Source organism: Gordonia sp. UCD-TK1, assembly GCF_001691435.1.
GTDB classification, from domain to species: domain Bacteria; phylum Actinomycetota; class Actinomycetes; order Mycobacteriales; family Mycobacteriaceae; genus Gordonia; species Gordonia hongkongensis.
Map to the genome: position 1 here is coordinate 51160 of NZ_LZMP01000024.1, position 17045 is coordinate 68204.

A 17045-nucleotide genomic window follows, 5' to 3' on the forward strand; every position below is an offset into this window, starting at 1 on the left:
TGTGTGGTCACTTCCCAGCTGAAGCCTTCCCGGGTGCAACCATGCCATCCTGGAACCCGTGGATCTGATCAGGCACTTGCGGTTCTTCGTCGCCGTGGCCGAGGAGGGCCACTTCGGCGAGGCCGCGGCCCGCCTGGAGATGACACAACCGCCGGTGTCGCAGGGTCTGCGTCGCCTGGAGAAGCAGCTGGGACTCCAGCTCATCCGACGCACCACTCGCGGCGCCGAACTCACCGATGCCGGACGCGAACTGCTTCCGCGCGCACGTCTACTCGTCGACGACGCTTCGAGATTCGTCGGCGAGGCCCGTCGGCTCCACGAGTGGACCGAGGTATTGCGTTGGGGTACCCCATCACTGGTCGGCCCGACGATCACGGCCACGCTGGCACGCCGCATCGCCGGGGTCGCGTCCGGACAGGACACGGTCAGCTCCTCGACGGTAAATCTCGTCGAACAGGTGTCGGCCGGGTCACTCGACCTTGCGGTCGTCGAAGCGCCGTGTGTCACCGGCTCTTTGACCACCGGCCCGATTGTCGTCCTCAAGCGTTCCGTCGTGGTGCCCGCTTCGCATCCGACAGCAGATGCCGACCGGCCGCGCCTGCGTCAACTCGCGGGGTTGCACTTCTGCCACACACCACGGTCGTTCAACCCGCCTGCGCACGACCAGCTGATCGACCGGCTCCGAGAGTCCGGCCTCGACCCCCAGCTGAATCCGGTGACGTCCGCCGACCAGGTACTGGCCGCAGTAGCTGCCGGGCACGCCTTCGCGCTGACCGTCGATCGCGGTGTCCTCGCCGCGGTCGATGCCGTCCGCTGTCTCACCGTCGGACCGGACGCCACCGCGCTGCGCCTTCGCGTCGTCTACCGCGAACCCGGCCTCAGCGAGGTGGCGGAGGTCGTCACCGCCGCCCTCTACCGGATCGGCAAGGCGACGTGAGCTCGTCGGCGCCCCTGCCCGAGTCGGTCCGCACCGAGCTCGACCGCGCTGTCCACGAGACCTTCGCCGACGCCGGCTGTTCGGGATGCGTGCATGTACGGACGATCGGGCCGACGCCGGTCGAGTACTGCCACGACGCCGACACCCCGGTCGTCCTCGCGTCGGTCTACAAACTCGCGGTGTTGGTCTCCCTGTGCCGCATGGCAGATCGCGGCGACATCGATCTCACGGCGTCGATCTCGGTCGATCCCACTCGGTGGGCTCAGGGCCCGACCGGGCTCGCACTGTTCTCGGACCCGGTCACCATTTCCTGGCGCGACCTCGCCACCTCGATGATGACCGTCTCGGACAACGTCGCCGCCGACGTCATACTCGCCCACATCGGACTGCCGCAGATCCACGACGACCTGGTCGACCTCGGCCTCACGCACACCCGCATCGTCGGTGGTGTCGCCGAATCGCACGCACGTCTGCAGCGGGAGACCGGCACGAGCACCGTCGCCGAAGCGTTCGCCGCCCTGGCCGATCCCGACTTCGACGCCTCGGTCAGCGCCTACGACGCCGCCTACTCCAGTGCCGCGACACCGCGCGACTGCACGACGCTGCTGGACGCGATATGGACCGATCGCGCAGCGTCCGCGACGTCGTGCGAGTTCATTCGCCAGACGATGAGGAAACAGGTCTTCACCTCGCGCCTCGCTTCGGGCTTTCCGTTCCGCCGGGTGAGCGTCGCGGGTAAGACGGGCACGCTCGTCGCCGTTCGCAACGAGATCGGCGTCATCGAGTTCCCCGGCGAAGTGCCGATCGCGGTCGCGGTGTTCACGATGAGCGCGAGATCTGAGATGGCACTACCCGAGGTCGACCGCGCCATCGGAGAGGTGGCCCGCGTGATCGTCACCGAACTCCGAAGACCGGACGACTGACCGGAAACCGGACCAGGAACAGCGACGATAGCGAACCGCTATCGGCCGATCGCGTGCCGAAACTTGGCATCACGGCGTCCCGATGGGTTGGCTCGGGTCATGCGTCGATGGTGGGCACTGGTGAGTGCATGTATGGCGATCGTGGGCACGATGTCGGGTTGCTTCCTGTCCTCAGAATCACCTGAGGACGCGCTACGGTCGTTCGCGGCCGCGCTGCAGGAGGGCGATGCCACCAGAGCCGCGGCGCTCACCGACGATCCGACCGCGGCAGGCGCGGCGATCACCGCCATGTTCGATGGCATGGGCCGCACGCCCAAGCTCTCGGTCGCGGCCGACCTGGTCGACGACAAGGAGGTCAGCGGCACACTCGACCATCGCTGGCAGATCCGCGATCGGAGCGTCGAGTATCAGACCTCTGTCGTTCTCGCCGAGTCGGATTCCCACTGGAAGATAAGGTGGCAGCCCTCCGTCCTGCACCGGCAACTCCGTGCCGGGGAATCGTTCTCGTACAGCGACGATCGCGCCTACCGGACGCCGGTCCTCGACACCAACGATCGGCCGCTCATGACCTGGCAGGCCGTCACCCTGGTCGCGTTGCAACGCACGCAACTCGATTCGGCGGAGATGCTCGCCCGCGCCCTCCGACCCGTCGAACCCGGTATGACCGCCGCCGGTATCCGCGCGGCCTTCGCAGGCAACAATGCGCCGCAGCACACGGTGATCCGGCTCCGCGAGTCCGATCTCCGGCGCGTCCGGCGCTCGGTGGAGTCGATTCCGGGTGTCGCGCTCAGCGAGCAAGGCGCGCTGCTCAGCGCCACCAGAGCACTGCATTCGCCGGCGATGTCGGGACTCGAGGAGATCTGGCGCGAGCACATCGACGCCACGGCGGGGTGGTCCGTCCAGATCGTCGGCGCCGACGGCACACCCACTCATCTCGTCGACTCAGCGCAACCCGGTGTCACGCCACCGGTACACACGACCCTCGATCGCGATGTCCAGACCCGAGCACAACTCGCCGTCGACGGCGAACGACGCCCTGCCATGGTCGTGGCCATCGAACCGTCGACCGGAGGCATCGTCGCCGTCGCGCAGAACGATGCCGCCGACAGGTCGGGATCGGTCTCGCTGTCCGGGCTCTACCCTCCGGGTTCGACGTTCAAGACCATCACGACCGCAGCCGCACTGGACGCCGGAGCCGTGCAACCGACGTCACAGGTCCGCTGTCCTGGCCGCACCACGATCGAAGGTCGGACGATCCCGAACGAGGACGACTTCGACCTCGGGACCGTGGCACTTTCAACAGCTTTCGCGCGCTCGTGCAACACGACGATGGGCGCCCTCGCGAACAGGCTGCCCGACGACGCGCTCACCGCCATGGCACGACGGTTCGGCATCGGCGCGGACTACACCGTTCCGGGCCTGACGACCGTCACCGGGTCGGTGCCCCGCGCCGATTCACCAGCGTTGCGGGTCGAGAACGGCATCGGTCAGGGTACGGTGACCGTCAGCCCCTTCGGTCTCGCCCTGGCCGAGGCGAGCCTCGCGCGCGGTGAGACCGTGACCCCCGGCCTGGTTCGCGGAAGGGACACGACGGGAGACGTGGAACCGCAACAGATCCCGGGCGACGTCACTCGTGCACTCCGAAGCATGATGCGCGACACGGTCACTCGCGGCACGGCCACCGCACTCCGCGACATCCCCGGTCTCGGCGGAAAGACCGGCACGGCGGAGTACGGCGACAACAAGAACCCGCACGGCTGGTTCGCCGGCATCGTCGGGGACCTCGCGTTCGCGACGCTCGTCGTCGGAGGCGGGTCGTCCGCACCCGCTGTCGAGGTGACCGGAGAGTTCCTGCGGCCGCTGAGCGAGTGAGCGCTTCCGCAAAGTGCGGGAAAGGTACCGGATTCCGGGACGAATCCCGCACTCTGTCAACGGGTCGTCACGACGCCGGCTCGAGGTCCTTTCGGTACAGGGTCTTGCCCGACGCGTCGACCAGATCCACGCTCAACACTTTGGTCCTGCCGTCGATCGTCACCTCGCCGAAGTGTTGAAACCCCTCCGCCGGTGACACATTCGACCCGGTAGGTGCATGGACGAATTGGTACTCGGCACCGAATGTGCTGTCCAACGGGCTCTCCGGGAACGCACCGGCGTGCAACGGTCCGGCGACGAACTCCCAGAACGGCGCAAAATCCTTGAAGCCGGCGCGGTCAGGCTCGTAGGAGATCGCGGCGGTGTAGTGGACATCGGCGGTCAGGAACACCACGTTCCGGACGTTCTTCGTCTGAGACAGGATGCGGGAGAACGCGATCTCACGACCAAGCGGATCGCCGGCATCACCCTGGGCCACCGCTTCCATTGCCTTCGGACCGTCCGGCGGTGTCGTGTTCTTGTCCGCCACGACGATGCTCAGCGGCAGGTCATTGGCGACGATCTTCCAGGTCGCCGTCGAACCCCGCAGTCCGTCGATGAGCCACTGGGTCTGTTCCGGACCGAGCAAGCCGTCGACGTTGTCCCCCGACCACGCATCGGGGTTCGGGTCCTTGTGGCTGCGCATGTCGAGGATGAAGACGTCGAGCAGTGGACCGTATGACACCCTGCGGTACAGACGATCCGAGGCACCGATCTCGACGGGTTGCCATTCCTGCCAGGCCTGACGTCCGTTGCGCGCCAACACGTCGACGCTCATCTCGGTGTATCCCTCGCGGCCCTGCCCCTCGAGACTCTCCCCGGGGAACCAGTTGTTGACGACCTCGTGGTCGTCCCACTGCACCAGTTGCGGGACTGATCCGACGAAGCGTCGGAAGTGGTCGTCGGTCAGGTTGTACGCGTAGTTTCCACGAAACTGATCGACGGTCTGCGCCACCTGCGCCTTCGCCGGACTGGTGATGTTCCGATAGGTCTTGCCGTCGTTCTGTTCCTGAGTCGCCTCGACCGGGTTGTCGGCGTAGATGGCGTCACCGGAGTGGATGAAGAACTGCGGATCACGGTCGGCCATGGTGGCGAAGATGGTCATCCCGCCCATATCGGGGTTGATGCCCCACCCCTGCCCGACCACGTCGCCGGACCACTGGAACCTGATGTCGCCGTCTCGTACCGGAGCTGTCGTGAAGATTCCGGTCGCCGGTTCGGAGAGCGCGCCGTCCTCACCTTCGAAGGTGACGCGATAGTGCACGGTCTGGCCGGGCTCCAGGCCGGCCACCCGCAGTCGGCCGGTCCCGTCGCCGGCGGGCGTCACCTGCGGTCCGCGGAATTTCCGTGCAGCGCCGAAGGACTCGCTCGATGCGGTCTCGACGATCATGGTCGCCGGCCGGTCCGACCGCGCCCACACCAGCGCCCCTCCGCTGGTCACCTCGCCGGTGGCCACCCCGTGGGTGAGGACCGGCCGGTTTCTGACCAGACTCGGGCGTCGCCGAACCAGGATTCGACGACCCGCAGGCTGCCAGCGCGGACCCGACCGGGACGAGGAGCGCCCCCGTAGCGGCAGTCCGCAGAATCGTGCGCCTGGACGTGGGACGGTCTGCTCGATGAGGTCGGGCCATGGGCGCCAGCGTGGCGTAGCACTTCCAATGGCTGGTGAAGCGCAGGTGAAGTCTCGGCGTCCGTCCGGCTCGCGCGCGGCAACACATCAGCGAGATCTACGCGTTCCGTCCCCTGATGGAACGAGACGCCGGGCCACCTCGGGACCGCCGACCTCCAAAACGAATTGCGGGTCTCCGCAAACGATCAACTGATCACGCGCCCGAGACAGCCCGACGTAGAGCCGCTCGCGTGACCGCTCCCACGACTTCTCCTCGTTGAGCGCAAGCACGATGACGCGCCGTTCCAGACCTTTGAAACCCAGCACGTGACCGTAGAAGACCTGTTCGGCATCCCAGAACGACGACCAGTACTCCCGGTTTCCCTGCGACTGGCGCGCCTTCTGTTCCTCGTGTCGGCTGCCGGTCGTCAGCAGCGCGATGTCTTCCGGGCGCCATCCGTCCTCGAGCAGCGGGTCGATCTGATCGTCGGCCACACCGAGTGCTTCCTCAGCCGTGCAGGCGATGAACCGGACCGACGGCCCGTCGCCACCGTTGAGCCTCAGCCGTTGTCCGACGAGCGGTTTGAACGCCTCTGCGATCTGTTTGGTGTTGCGCAGATTGTGGTCGAGGACGAGTGGCACCAGGTCGACGGGCGGCGACCCCTGCCGAGCGAACACACGCTGGGCCTCGTCGCTGAACACGAAGATCCCGCTGGTGTCCTCGTCACGCAGGCAGGCGAGCATCGGCTTCCACCATTCGTCGGCGAAGTCCTGCGCTTCGTCGACCACGATCGCGTCGAATCGCCTGCCCGGCGAAAGCGCCTGGGCCAGTTCGTACATCTGCTGCGGCAGCGTGTACTCCCAGAAGTCCGACGCGGCCTTGGTGCGCTCCTGCTCGTCGGGTCCGCTTGCGGCTCCCCACGTGATTCCCAGTTCATGGAACTCGCCCACATAGGCGGGTCGTTCCTTGCGACTCCAGGTTGCGGTGAGCCGCTCGAGATACGAAGCGAGTCCGTGTGAATAGCAAACCAGCGCAACACGTTGTCCGTCACGCGCCAGACGCCGAGCTTGTTCGATGGCGAGGAACGTCTTGCCGCTTCCGGCGCCACCCCGGATCTCGACGCGACGGAGTTGATGGGCGGCCCGTAGGATGACAGCCTGCTGAGAGGTCAGAGCGTCGGCCACCTCTTCGTTCTCCAGCGCGCGGGCCACAACGTCGCGCTGCGGCAGGCCACGCCCGCTCAGCACCGTGGCGAGCTGCTCGATCCCGGGACCGTCGAGGACCGGAAGGCTCCCGACTTTCTGCAGCAGAACCTCTCGAATCAGCGGCGATATCTGCTCAATCTGATTGCGGTCGACGATCTTCCACCGCGGACAGTCCGCCAGCGCGAACGCGGGCCCGACTTCCGAGTGCGGGAACACGACCATGTGATCCCATCTCACCCGCCCCTGAGTCCATCTCGGATCCGATTCGACGAACTCTCGCAGTGCGTAGCAGCCGCCGCGGGCCTGCCCGACGGGGTCGATACGTTTGGCAGACTGCCCTGCCCGCTCCTGCCACCACGATGTTCCGTCGTGCCACACTTCACCGCCTTTCACTTCGACGCAGACGATTCCGGCGCCGGCGACGGCAACGAGGAAATCGATCTCGTGATCCTTCGCGTGGTCGGTGACGCGCTGTCCGACGATCAGCAGGTCGTCCTCAAGCAACTGTCCGACGATCGCCTTGAACACAGTCTCTTCACTCGACGCCGCGAATCGCGGAGTCGCAGGAAGTACTGTCACCACCGCGTTCCCCTTCCACCAGGCGGTTCATCTACGTCGACACCTCGACTGTTACTCATCCTGCCCCCACTGAGGACCAGGGCGCAGGACTCGCAGGTAGGGACCAGCGATTTGAAGACTCTTTCGCATCAGAAAGCCGGCGGATCCGCACTCGGCAACCGCCATCCGAAGGTTGCCGTCGGCGGCGCCTCCTTCGCGAACAGCCGCGCCGGACGGCCGCCGGCGACACGTGTGACCGGGTTTCCGTCGCCGTCGGTCTGCGGCGCCAGCAGAGGCTGGACCCGCCGGTTGAACGAATCCCGCATCAAGCGTCGCCCCAGGATCGCCTCGTGAAGCTCTCGCAGTTCTGACAGGGTGTACGGCTCCCGCAGCAGATTGTCCGGGTCGGGCTTGTCCTCGTAGCGCTCGCGCAGATTGTCGGTGGCTGCTGCCAGTATGGCGTCGTGGTCGTACAGCAGCCGCTCCCCTGAAGCCAGAGCCCCGTCCGGCGTCACCTCGACGAGTTCTCCGGTCACCCCACCCAGGTCGTCGGCTCGCAACGCGACCACATGCGCGATCGAGATCGTCCAGCCCCGTGGATCTCGATCAGGATCACTGAACACCGCCAGAAGATGCGGATGAACGTGATCGGGCGAGAGCCCCAGCTTCAGCTCGAGTACCTCACGCACGGTGTCAGTGACCGAACGTCGCTCCCTCACGAACCGACCTGGCAAAGCCACGCGCCCCGAGTCGGGATGCCGCTGTACGACAACGTGCACAGCACCTGCAGCGACGGTCAGCACGGCGATGTCGACGGCGACGTTGGGGCGCGGATAGTCAGACAACTGTTCGGACGATCTCGAAGCCACCGCTTGACACTATGCGATAATTTGCGCAAACTACTAATCGCATTACTGCGTAAAGGGTGTCTCAAGGCCCATTTCCCCGCCGTCCGCAGCACGGGCCTCACCTCTCCAGGGCACACGCGCCCACCTCACCACCGAAGGAGCATCATGAAGCTCTCTGCCGCACTCGATGTCGACGTCGTCGCCCTGGAATCCGCCGATGAGCTGACGGTTCTCGTGGAGCTAGTAGCACCGGAGGCGCCGACTGCGAACCGGCCCCCGACGGCCCTGCAGGTCGTTCTCGACCGCAGCGGCTCCATGTCCGGCGCGCCGCTCGACGGCGCCAAGAAGGCGCTGGCCGGGGTGGTCGCCCAACTCGACCCGCTTGACGTGTTCGGCGTCGTCACGTTCGACGACACGGCCCAGGTGGCGCTGCCTGCTTCGACGTTGATGGACAAGCAGCGCGCCGCCGACGCGATCAGGGCCATCGAAACCGGCGGTTGCACCGACTTGTCGTCGGGTTATCTACGCGGCCTGCAGGAGATACGGCGCGCCGGCGAGTCTGCCGGCATCCGCGGCGGGACCGTCCTGGTGATCAGCGACGGTCACATCAACAGCGGGATCCGCGACGTCGACGAGTTCGCGGGCATTACGGCGAAAGCAGGATCCAAAGGGATCGTCACCTCCACCATGGGCTACGGCCGCGGGTACGACGAAACGTTGTTGTCGGCGATCTCGCGCGCCGGCAACGGAAATCATGTGTTCGCCGATAATCCGGATGCCGCCGGTGCTGCCATCGCGGGTGAGGTCGACGGCCTGCTCTCGAAGTCGGCGCAAGCGGCCACCTTGACCGTTCGATACGACCAGCGCGTCCAAGAGCTCGCGTTGTTCAATGATCTTCCCGCACACCAGATCGGCGATGGTGAGGTGATGATCGAGCTGGGTGATCTCTACGCACTCGAGGAACGAAAACTGCTGCTGCGCATGAAGGTCGGTTCTATTGCCGCCCTTGGCCTGACCGAACTGGCAACGTTGCAGCTGCGCTACGTCGAGACCGCGTCCCTCGTGGAACATACGGTGTCGCTGCCCGTCGTCGTGAACGTCGTCCCTGGCGACGAGGCTGCAGGCCGTGTCCCTGACCCGAAGGTGTACTCCGAGCGTCTCTACCAAGAAGGTCAGCAGGACAAGCTGGAGGCCTCCCGAGCGTACGAGGCCGGCGACATCGACGGCGGTACGCGGCGCCTCGCACGATCGCGTCAGAAGCTCGAGTACGCCATGCAGGAGGCTCGTCCCGAGGACCGTGCGGCCATCGCCGACGAGATCGCGATGCTTGACCGCTTCGGAATCAGCGCAGGCGCCCTGGACAGCGTGTATGCATCCAAGGCGATGCGCGCCTCGTACCACCGGACGAACCGCAAGCGTGGCCGACGCCATTGAGGATGTCCGCTTGTTCCCACCCATCCGACTGAAAGGACCTCACGTGAGTCGACTCACCATCGCCCAACTCGACCGAGCCGCAGGGGTTCTCCTCGGTACAGCCGCCGGGGACGCGCTCGGCGTTCCGTACGAGTTCGAAAGCAGAAGTCTGGGTTCTGACGAGAGACCGATGATGCTCGGCGGCGGACTGGGCGACTTCGCACCCGGCGAGTGGAGCGACGACACGTCGATGGCCATGGCGATCGCACTCGTTGCTGCCAAGGGCGCCGATCTCACCTCTGAGGACGCGATCGACGCCATCGCGACGAACTTTCTGAGTTGGTTCGACGGCAACCCACCAGATGTCGGAGTACAGACCCGCGCGGTGCTGAGCGCCGTTCGACGCGGGTCAGCTTCCAACCATGAGCGCGTCGGGTCCCTCATGCGGGAAGAGGCAGCGCGATTTGCGCAGACACATCCGCGGTCGGCAGGCAACGGAGCGCTCATGCGAACCGCACCGGTCGCGCTGGCGCACCTCCACGACCGGGACCGACTGGCGATCGCCACCCGCGCCGTAGCGGAGCTGACCCACGCCGACCCGCTGGCCGGCGACTCGTGTGTGCTGTGGTCCGAAGCCATCCGCACAGCCGTGCTCACCGGGCGGGTCGATGTGTCCACCGGCCTCGACCTGTTGCCCTCCGACCGCAGGTCGCGGTGGTCGCAATGGCTCGACGAGGCGACGACCGCAGATCCGAAAACGTTCACTCCCAACGGTTTCACAGTGACCGCGCTCCAGGCCGCCGTCGCCGCGATCATGCAGACGCCGATCCCGGACGACGTTCCGTGCCGCCACCTGCAGCACGCGCTCGATACCGCCATCCGCATCGGGAACGACACGGACACCGTCGCAGCAATCGCGGGCGGTCTACTCGGTGCCCGTTGGGGCGCAAGCGCGGTGCCCTGGTCCTGGAGGCGCGCGGTACACGGTTGGCCTCGGCAGGGTTGCTCACCGGAGGACCGGCCGAGCGATGCGCGGGACCTGGTGAGCCTCGGCACCTTGGCCGCGCGCGACGGGCGCGCAGATCCGAAGGGATGGCCGACCGTCGAAGACGTCCGCTATCGGGAGCATGTCGCCACCGAGGTGGTGGCGCATCCGTACGACGACGGCGTGTTGTTGGGGACGCACGCCACAGTCGACCATGGGGCTGACGCAGTGGTGTCGATGTGCCGGGTCGGTCGACGTCAGACTTGCTTCGCGGGCGCTGCCGACATCGTCGAATCACGGTTGATCGACTCCGACGATCCAGCCGACAACCCGAACCTGGAGTTCGTGATCGCCGACACCGCAGACGCGGTTCGTGGTCTGCGCGCCCAGGGCAGAACCGTGCTGTTGCACTGCGTGGCCGGACACCAGCGAACACCCAGCGTGGCTGTCGCTTACGGTGTCCTGCTCGGCCATCCGGTCGCTGAGGTACAGCAGAAGGTGCTCGAACTACTACCGGCGGCACGGGGTCGCGGACTCGTGTGGGACGCCGGCTCGTCTTCGATCGCAGTTATTTGACCGCCTCGGCCGAATCCAGCAACCGCGGCGCCTCACCGGCGTAGCTTCGCAACTGCATCCACCGTCCGACGCTCCCAGGGGAGACAACCATGTCCGGCTCACGCCTACGTGCCGTCCATCAACTGATCGTGGTCGCGGTTGCGCTACTGACCATCACCCTGGCCGCGCCCGCAGCATCAGCTGCTCCGCAACGGAGCCAACCGGTGGCCGAACAGCGGGGCAAGGATTATGCCTCGATCTGAATTCGTCGGAGGTCAAGCTCGGCCTCCGCGCGGTCGGTCCCCCTTTCGGGCAGCCCGGACTGCGATGGGTAGCGCGTCGCGCACCGATGGCGCGATCGCTGGATCGCGCGCCTAACTGCCCGTCCCTGATGTGGGCGACGTTCGACGTCGCGGGCGGCACCGTCTCGTCGCCGGCCGTGGTGCTGCTCTTCCGGCCCGGAAAGTACCTTGGTGTCACCAACCGCCCGACCGGACACACCCGGGTCAGCGGATTCACTCCGGTGAGCGTCACCGTGACCTACCGCTGGCCACGTGCYGCGGACGCCAATGCCAATCCGACGGGTGGCCCGGTMTCATCGACTTTCGTACAGGTCTTCGACCGCGTGTTCAGGTTCGGGGAGTTGCCGCCGGGGGTGTGACAAGCGACTTTCATGGCTTGGGTACCAATGCGAAGGTTCTCGATTCTCGGTCTCACGTCTGCCGGCGACGCCTATCGTTGAACGATGGCGTCGACTTCACCCCGGCTCCGCCCAGGTCAGACGATCACCAACGACGATGGCCGGAAGTACTGTATTCAGGCGTACATCGCCGGTGGAGGTTACGGCTCTGTGTACCGCGCGACGGCAATGTCGGGCCGCGGACAACGCAAAGCCACCACCGTCTGCGTCAAAATTTGTGCGTCCGCTGACGACTGGCATTGCGAGGCACACTTCGGCAACCTGCTGTCCGGATACTCGGAGGTGGTCGAGCTTCTCGATTCGTTTGCGTTCGGCACCGGGGCGGGCCGGCGCACTCGCTATGTCCTTGTGACGGAGTACATGCCCGAAGGGACCGTCGCCGATCTGGCAGACGACCGGGACTGGCACGGTTGGACTCCAGGTCGAGTCCGTCGCGAGATCAGCCGCCTGCTGAAAGTGCTCGCACTCATGCACGCAAGTGGCGTGACCCACCGTGACATCAAGCCCGCGAACGTCTTCATCCGAGATGGGCATCTCGTCCTGGGCGACTTCGGTATTTCCAAACATTCGCTGACCCCCAGACGCTCCGCCATCGACGCCTACACCCCTGCCTACTCCCCTAACAACATGGACGAACGACAGAACTGGGCAACGTGGGTGGACATCTACCAGGTCGGGTTGCTAGCCGGTACCTTGCTGACGGGCAACGATTTCGACAGCAGTCACGTGGGCGGCATCCGCTACTTGGACATCCCCGACGATCTGAAATGTTGGATGTGGCACGCCACCGCACATCACGGCCTTCGATACGTGAGCGGGTTGCAAGCATCTCAGGCGCTTCGGCAGCTACGAGATGTCGACATGAGAGACAAGTCCGGGCCGAAATCGATACGGGGACATCATGTAACGCTCACAGGCCGGTTCGCAATGGGGTCGCAACGCAAGTTGGCGCAGATGATCAGTCGCGCCGGCGGAACCGTCCAATCCACGGTCACAGACAGGACGACAGTCCTCGTCCGGGCCGGCAGTATGGCGAATACGGTAGGGGTCGGCGAGGGAAGCAAGCTGTTCGAGGTCCGCGAACGCAAACGTCGCGGCGAACGAATCCATGTCATCAACGAGGAGCGGTTAAGCACATTGCTCAACCGCTGACCCGTGCTGTTCATTCTCAAAAAATGGCAGATCCATGTCACCCTACGAGTTCGAGTTAGTGCTCAATCAGCGAGCTCGGCGCCAGCGTCGAGAACCATCTTCTGATGTTCCATCCGGATCGAGCGGCTCTTTTGGATCGACCAGGCTCCCCAATTTACCAGCATCAGGGGAGTGCAGCTTCCCTTCCTCAGGGAAGTCAGCCTCCAACCGAAGTAATCGGACCTGAGTTCGTTCAGCACTCGCGCCTAACGAGAACCCGATCTTCGTCAACCGGTTGGCGATATCTGAGTCCATTCGAAACGCCGACTGGCTCTCGATGTTGATCGCTACCCGTCGAGCACCATTCAGCAACACAGCACGACGAGCAGCCTCAAAGCCTGCCTCATCAGGATAGACGCTCTGGCCCGGGTCAACAGGCGGTCCCCCTGTACCAAACTGTTCGAACGCCACTTCTTCTCGAGTGGTCCTCGAGAGGTCTGCAGATCCTCCTCCCGCCTGAGGAATTCGTCCCCGAATTGACAGTCGCGACACGCCACCGCGAAAACTCTTTGTGACGACAGTCTGTGCCCCTAGAGTCTGGACGATTCGCAGAGCCTCGTTGAACTTGTCCGTCATGACCAACGTGTCGTACTGCCCATAGGGAACTAGCCGCGCCTCGATTCGTGGATGTCTAACATAAATGACCTTCGCTATTGTCGGTTCGTTGCCGAAGGTATAGTCGCTGGCCTCTGTGAACGGAAACTGTAAGACCGACGCGTCGTCGGTCTTGACAGGATCCTTCTCATAAAAAGAAATTAGCTGCATCATGCCACCTCGATTTTCCTACCGTAGTGCCCACCATCATTGATCCATGCCGACTCAGTTTGTCCACCGTCGCGCCGACAGTAATCTGGACATTGCGTGCACGTCCCAGCTTTGGGGCACGCCCCGGCGCGAGAGACTTATCGGACTCAGAGCGTCCACCGGTCCGTCCACTGCGGCCGTGGGCTGATCCCCGCGATTCCATACCGGCGCGCATCAGACACTCCTTGCTATTACAGCTGCCGCTCCCACCCGACAGAACACCAACTCCAGTCGAACGACCCTCTCCCCCGTCGCCTTTCGCAGCAGATCGGCGTAGATCGCCAGCTGCGCCCAGTAGGCCTCGAGCGTGTGCGCAGCGACACCGACGTCGGTCTTGTAGTCCGCGATGACGAGTCCGCCGTCGGGGTCGCGGTAGACCAGATCCGCGATGCCCTCGACCACCGTTGTGCCATCGGGACCCAGCCCCGCGAGCTGCATCTCCTTCCAGTGCTCGCCGACAGCCGCGCGATGGACGGGTTCGGACTCGAGTGCAGATCGGGCCAGTGCGACGAAGTGGTCGACGTCGACGATGCCGACGGCAGCAGCAGCCTGGCGGGCGACCGCCTCGAAGGTCTCGTCGAGGACCGCGCCTAACTCGGTCTGCTCCAAGACCCCGTGCAGGGCGGTGCCCAGCGAAGCCCCGCTGTCGACGCCTCCAATGCCGGGTGAAACACGCTCTCCTGCAGTGACAGTCAAGAGACCGGCTTCACGGTAGCGTTCCAGCAGCGCAACCTCGGCGGCATCATCACCATGCACTATCCGCGTCGCCGAGTACGACGCACGCAACGCCGACGACACCTCGATTGCGGCCGTCTCGGCTGTCCACTCATCCCAGGGCTGCCGCTCGAACTGCTCGATCGGATCGTCGTCGCGTCGTACCGGTTCGATCAGCTCGGGCACCCTGTTCGGCAGACCGTCCAGCGCGGGAGCCAGCGTCGCACCCCACGAGGCACCTTTGCGCGTGTATCCGGAAACGGCGAGGTGACTCTCTGCGCGAGTGCAGGCAACGTAGAGGAGTCGCTTCTTCTCAGCCTCGGCGTGGACCTTCTCCGCGTCGGCTGCCGGCTTGTACCCCTTCGACGTCACCGACTTCGACACGCATGCCTGCAGTGTGCCGCTCGCATCCCAGAGCAAGGACTCCGGCAGCGTGCGGAATCCGCCGCTCATCCCGGCGACCACGACCATCGGAAATTGCAGACCCTTGGCGGCGTGGATGGTCATGATCCGCACGGCGTCCACGCCGATCTCGGGAAGGACGGTCTCGGCCACACGCGCGTTTTCGTCGGCCTGGGTGTCGGCCCAGTCGATGTAGTCGCGCAACGATCCCCGATCCTCGGCGTACCACGCGCGAGCCTGATCGATGACGAACCGCAGTCGTCGCCACACGTCGCGGTGTCGGGGCGAATCCATCGAGACCTCGAAGACGCGTCGGTCGGTCGCCAACCGACTCAGCAGGGCACCGGGATTCAGGTCACCGAGCTCGAACGACAGCTCGCGCAGGTACCGATATGCGGCGGCAACGGGTGAGGATCCGAGCACCTCGGTCGGAGCGTCGGCGTGGATACTCCATCGGCCGTTCGCTGTGCTCCACCGCAGCAGGTCGTCGTCGCCACAACCGAACAGCGGTGTGCGCAACGCCGCGACGAGAGCCGCTTCGTCTGCGGTGTTCGCCAACGCCCGACAGGTCACCAGCAGGTCATGGACCTCCTGCGTCGAATAGACGAGACTCGATGCTTCCGAACGGAATTCGATCCCTGCCGCATCCAGACTCTTCTCCAGGAAGGGCAGAACCGTGCGCGACGGGATGAGGATGCAGATGTCTTTCCATGTCAATGCCGCATGCTCGTAGGTCTCGTCGTCGGCTCGCGACTCTCGACACCAGCCCTTGTCGACAGCCGTTGCGATGATCCGGGCGACATCGCGAGACTCCCGTGCTCGAATCGCCTCCGCCGGCGACAGCGAAGCCTCATCGTCGACGGGCTCGTCGTTGTCAGGGAATACGAATGGTTCCGGACCCCACTCGATGTCCCACCGAGGCCTGCTCGGCACGGGGTCTAGCGGCGTGTAGGTCGCCTGGACGTGACCGTCGGCGACGATCATCCGACCGAACACCGTGTTGATCCATTCGATGACCGGCCGTGTGGAGCGGAAGTTGGTCGTCAGTTGGACGACGTCGGCGGCAGGGGTCTGGTCACGCGCGGCCATGTAGGCGGCGATGTCGGCCCGGCGGAAGCGGTAGATGGACTGCTTGGGGTCACCCACTGTGAACAGCCTGCCCGCTTCGTCGGTGCCGGCGACGATACGTTGCGCCAGCTCGAGTTGCAGCGGGTCGGTGTCCTGGAACTCGTCGAGCAGCACCCGTTGGTAGCGCTCGTGGGTGGTCGCGGCGACGGCGTGCTTGCTGAGCACGTCGCGAGCGAGGACGAGTAGGTCATGGAATTCGAGTTGGCCGCTCCGCTGCCGCTCGCGCGCTTCGTCGAGGACGATCTCGGACAGATGCCGCACCACCACGCGAACTGCGCCGTCGACATAGGTGCCGACGATGTCGGGACAGATCTCGTCACGCAACGCCTTGACTCGAGTCTTGATCTCTTTGACCTGAGCGGACCCACCGCGCCAGTTCTTCCCTGCGCCACCGTTTCCCGGGCCTGGACAGAGAGCCGCTACAGGTATCCATCCTGTCGCATCGCGTTCTGCCGCAACAAGGATGCGCCACTCCTGCAGCTCGGTCAGCTTCTGCGCGAGCTTGTCGTCGAGGTCGAGGCAATCGGCGAGGTTGTCGGCGATCGCGTCTGCCTCCCACAGCATGCGGTCGATGTGTGCGGGAGCGATGCCTTGTGGGTTGTCGTCGAGGGTGAGGCGGTCCCAGTTGCGGTCGAGTGCGTCGGCGAGCGCGCGCATCTGATCGAGCGAGGCGCCGGCCGCCATGATGATGCCCATGGCGTCGACGAGAATCGGCGGCGCGGCGTCGGTGAAAAGGCGGGTGCGCATGCGTCGCCAGCGGCGTTCGAACGACAGCTGCGACCCCATCGCGTCGACGACCGCGATGCGCGGGGGTACACCGGCTTCGAGTGGATGCTCACTGATGATGCGGGCGGCGAACGCATGCAGGGTGCCGATGGCCGCGGTGTCGATCTGTTCGAGGGCACCGCGGGCACGTTCGGTGTCGTGCTCAGCCAACTCGACTCGGATTCGTTCGCGAAGTTCGGCTGCGGCCTTCTCGGTGAACGTGATGGCGGCGATCCGATCGAGTTCGATGCCGTCGTGCAGGACGAGCCGGCAGATGCGGCCGACCAGGGAGTGGGTTTTGCCGCTGCCGGCGCCGGCTTCGACGAACAGGGTGGTGGCGGTGTCGGAGGTGATCCGATCGCGGGCTGCTTGGTCGGCAAGAGGGAGTGCGGTCAT

Annotated in this window: 12 protein-coding genes and 1 pseudogene; 8 read left to right on the forward strand and 5 right to left on the reverse strand. The window is 65.2% G+C overall.

All coding sequences use genetic code 11. The annotated features are described in order from the left end of the window. The first annotated feature begins 58 nt into the window (after positions 1-58). From A9310_RS14150 to A9310_RS14160, 3 genes are all read left to right on the forward strand, one after another. Positions 59-937 carry a LysR family transcriptional regulator gene (locus A9310_RS14150; RefSeq protein ID WP_065631177.1) on the forward strand — a complete coding sequence of 293 codons (879 nt, stop codon included), beginning with the start codon at positions 59-61 and terminating at the stop codon, positions 935-937. After that, entirely contained in the window at positions 934-1860 is a 927-nt protein-coding gene (locus A9310_RS14155; RefSeq protein WP_065631178.1) for a serine hydrolase, read from the forward strand. The genes A9310_RS14150 and A9310_RS14155 overlap by 4 nt, the downstream gene beginning before the upstream one ends. Before the next feature lie 99 nt (positions 1861-1959). Then, the gene (locus A9310_RS14160) at positions 1960-3732 is read left to right on the forward strand and encodes a penicillin-binding transpeptidase domain-containing protein (protein WP_065631179.1); all 1773 of its coding nucleotides are present in this window, start codon (positions 1960-1962) and stop codon (positions 3730-3732) included. A 67-nt stretch (positions 3733-3799) separates the two neighbouring features. Here the strand turns inward: A9310_RS14160 and A9310_RS14165 are convergent. The 3 genes and pseudogenes from A9310_RS14165 to A9310_RS14175 form a co-directional block, all read right to left on the reverse strand. Beyond that, positions 3800-5402 (reverse strand): annotated as a pseudogene (locus tag A9310_RS14165) (alkaline phosphatase). Positions 5403-5488: 86 nt separating this feature from the next. Then, positions 5489-7168: a nuclease-related domain-containing DEAD/DEAH box helicase gene (locus tag A9310_RS14170; protein WP_065631180.1), complete on the reverse strand. Its 1680-nt coding sequence runs from the start codon at positions 7166-7168 to the stop codon at positions 5489-5491. A 125-nt stretch (positions 7169-7293) separates the two neighbouring features. Next, complete coding sequence (locus tag A9310_RS14175) at positions 7294-8013, reverse strand: NUDIX hydrolase (protein ID WP_065631181.1); 720 nt, start codon at positions 8011-8013, stop codon at positions 7294-7296. Between the two features lie 144 nt (positions 8014-8157). Here A9310_RS14175 and A9310_RS14180 point away from each other — a divergent pair, with 144 nt between their 5' ends. The 5 genes from A9310_RS14180 to A9310_RS14195 all read left to right on the forward strand — a co-directional run bounded on the left by A9310_RS14180 (position 8158) and on the right by A9310_RS14195 (position 12797). After that, entirely contained in the window at positions 8158-9426 is a 1269-nt protein-coding gene (locus A9310_RS14180; RefSeq protein ID WP_065631182.1) for a VWA domain-containing protein, read from the forward strand. Between the two features lie 43 nt (positions 9427-9469). Continuing rightward, complete coding sequence (locus A9310_RS14185; protein WP_065631183.1) at positions 9470-10966, forward strand: ADP-ribosylglycohydrolase family protein; 1497 nt, start codon at positions 9470-9472, stop codon at positions 10964-10966. An 89-nt stretch (positions 10967-11055) separates the two neighbouring features. Next, positions 11056-11208, forward strand: coding sequence for a hypothetical protein (locus A9310_RS25930; RefSeq protein WP_175401140.1), 153 nt, complete (start codon positions 11056-11058; stop codon positions 11206-11208). Positions 11209-11336: 128 nt separating this feature from the next. Next, a complete protein-coding gene (locus A9310_RS26595; RefSeq protein ID WP_065631184.1) occupies positions 11337-11606 on the forward strand; it encodes an LppP/LprE family lipoprotein in 270 nt (89 codons plus the stop codon). A gap of 84 nt (positions 11607-11690) precedes the next feature. Continuing rightward, positions 11691-12797 carry a protein kinase gene (locus A9310_RS14195; protein ID WP_065631185.1) on the forward strand — a complete coding sequence of 369 codons (1107 nt, stop codon included), beginning with the start codon at positions 11691-11693 and terminating at the stop codon, positions 12795-12797. 66 nt (positions 12798-12863) lie between these two features. On the opposite strand, the gene A9310_RS25635 is transcribed toward A9310_RS14195, so the two are convergent. Further along, positions 12864-13604: a hypothetical protein gene (locus tag A9310_RS25635; protein WP_139104627.1), complete on the reverse strand. Its 741-nt coding sequence runs from the start codon at positions 13602-13604 to the stop codon at positions 12864-12866. Between the two features lie 210 nt (positions 13605-13814). Then, positions 13815-17045 carry an exodeoxyribonuclease V subunit beta gene (locus A9310_RS14205; RefSeq protein WP_065631187.1) on the reverse strand — a complete coding sequence of 1077 codons (3231 nt, stop codon included), beginning with the start codon at positions 17043-17045 and terminating at the stop codon, positions 13815-13817.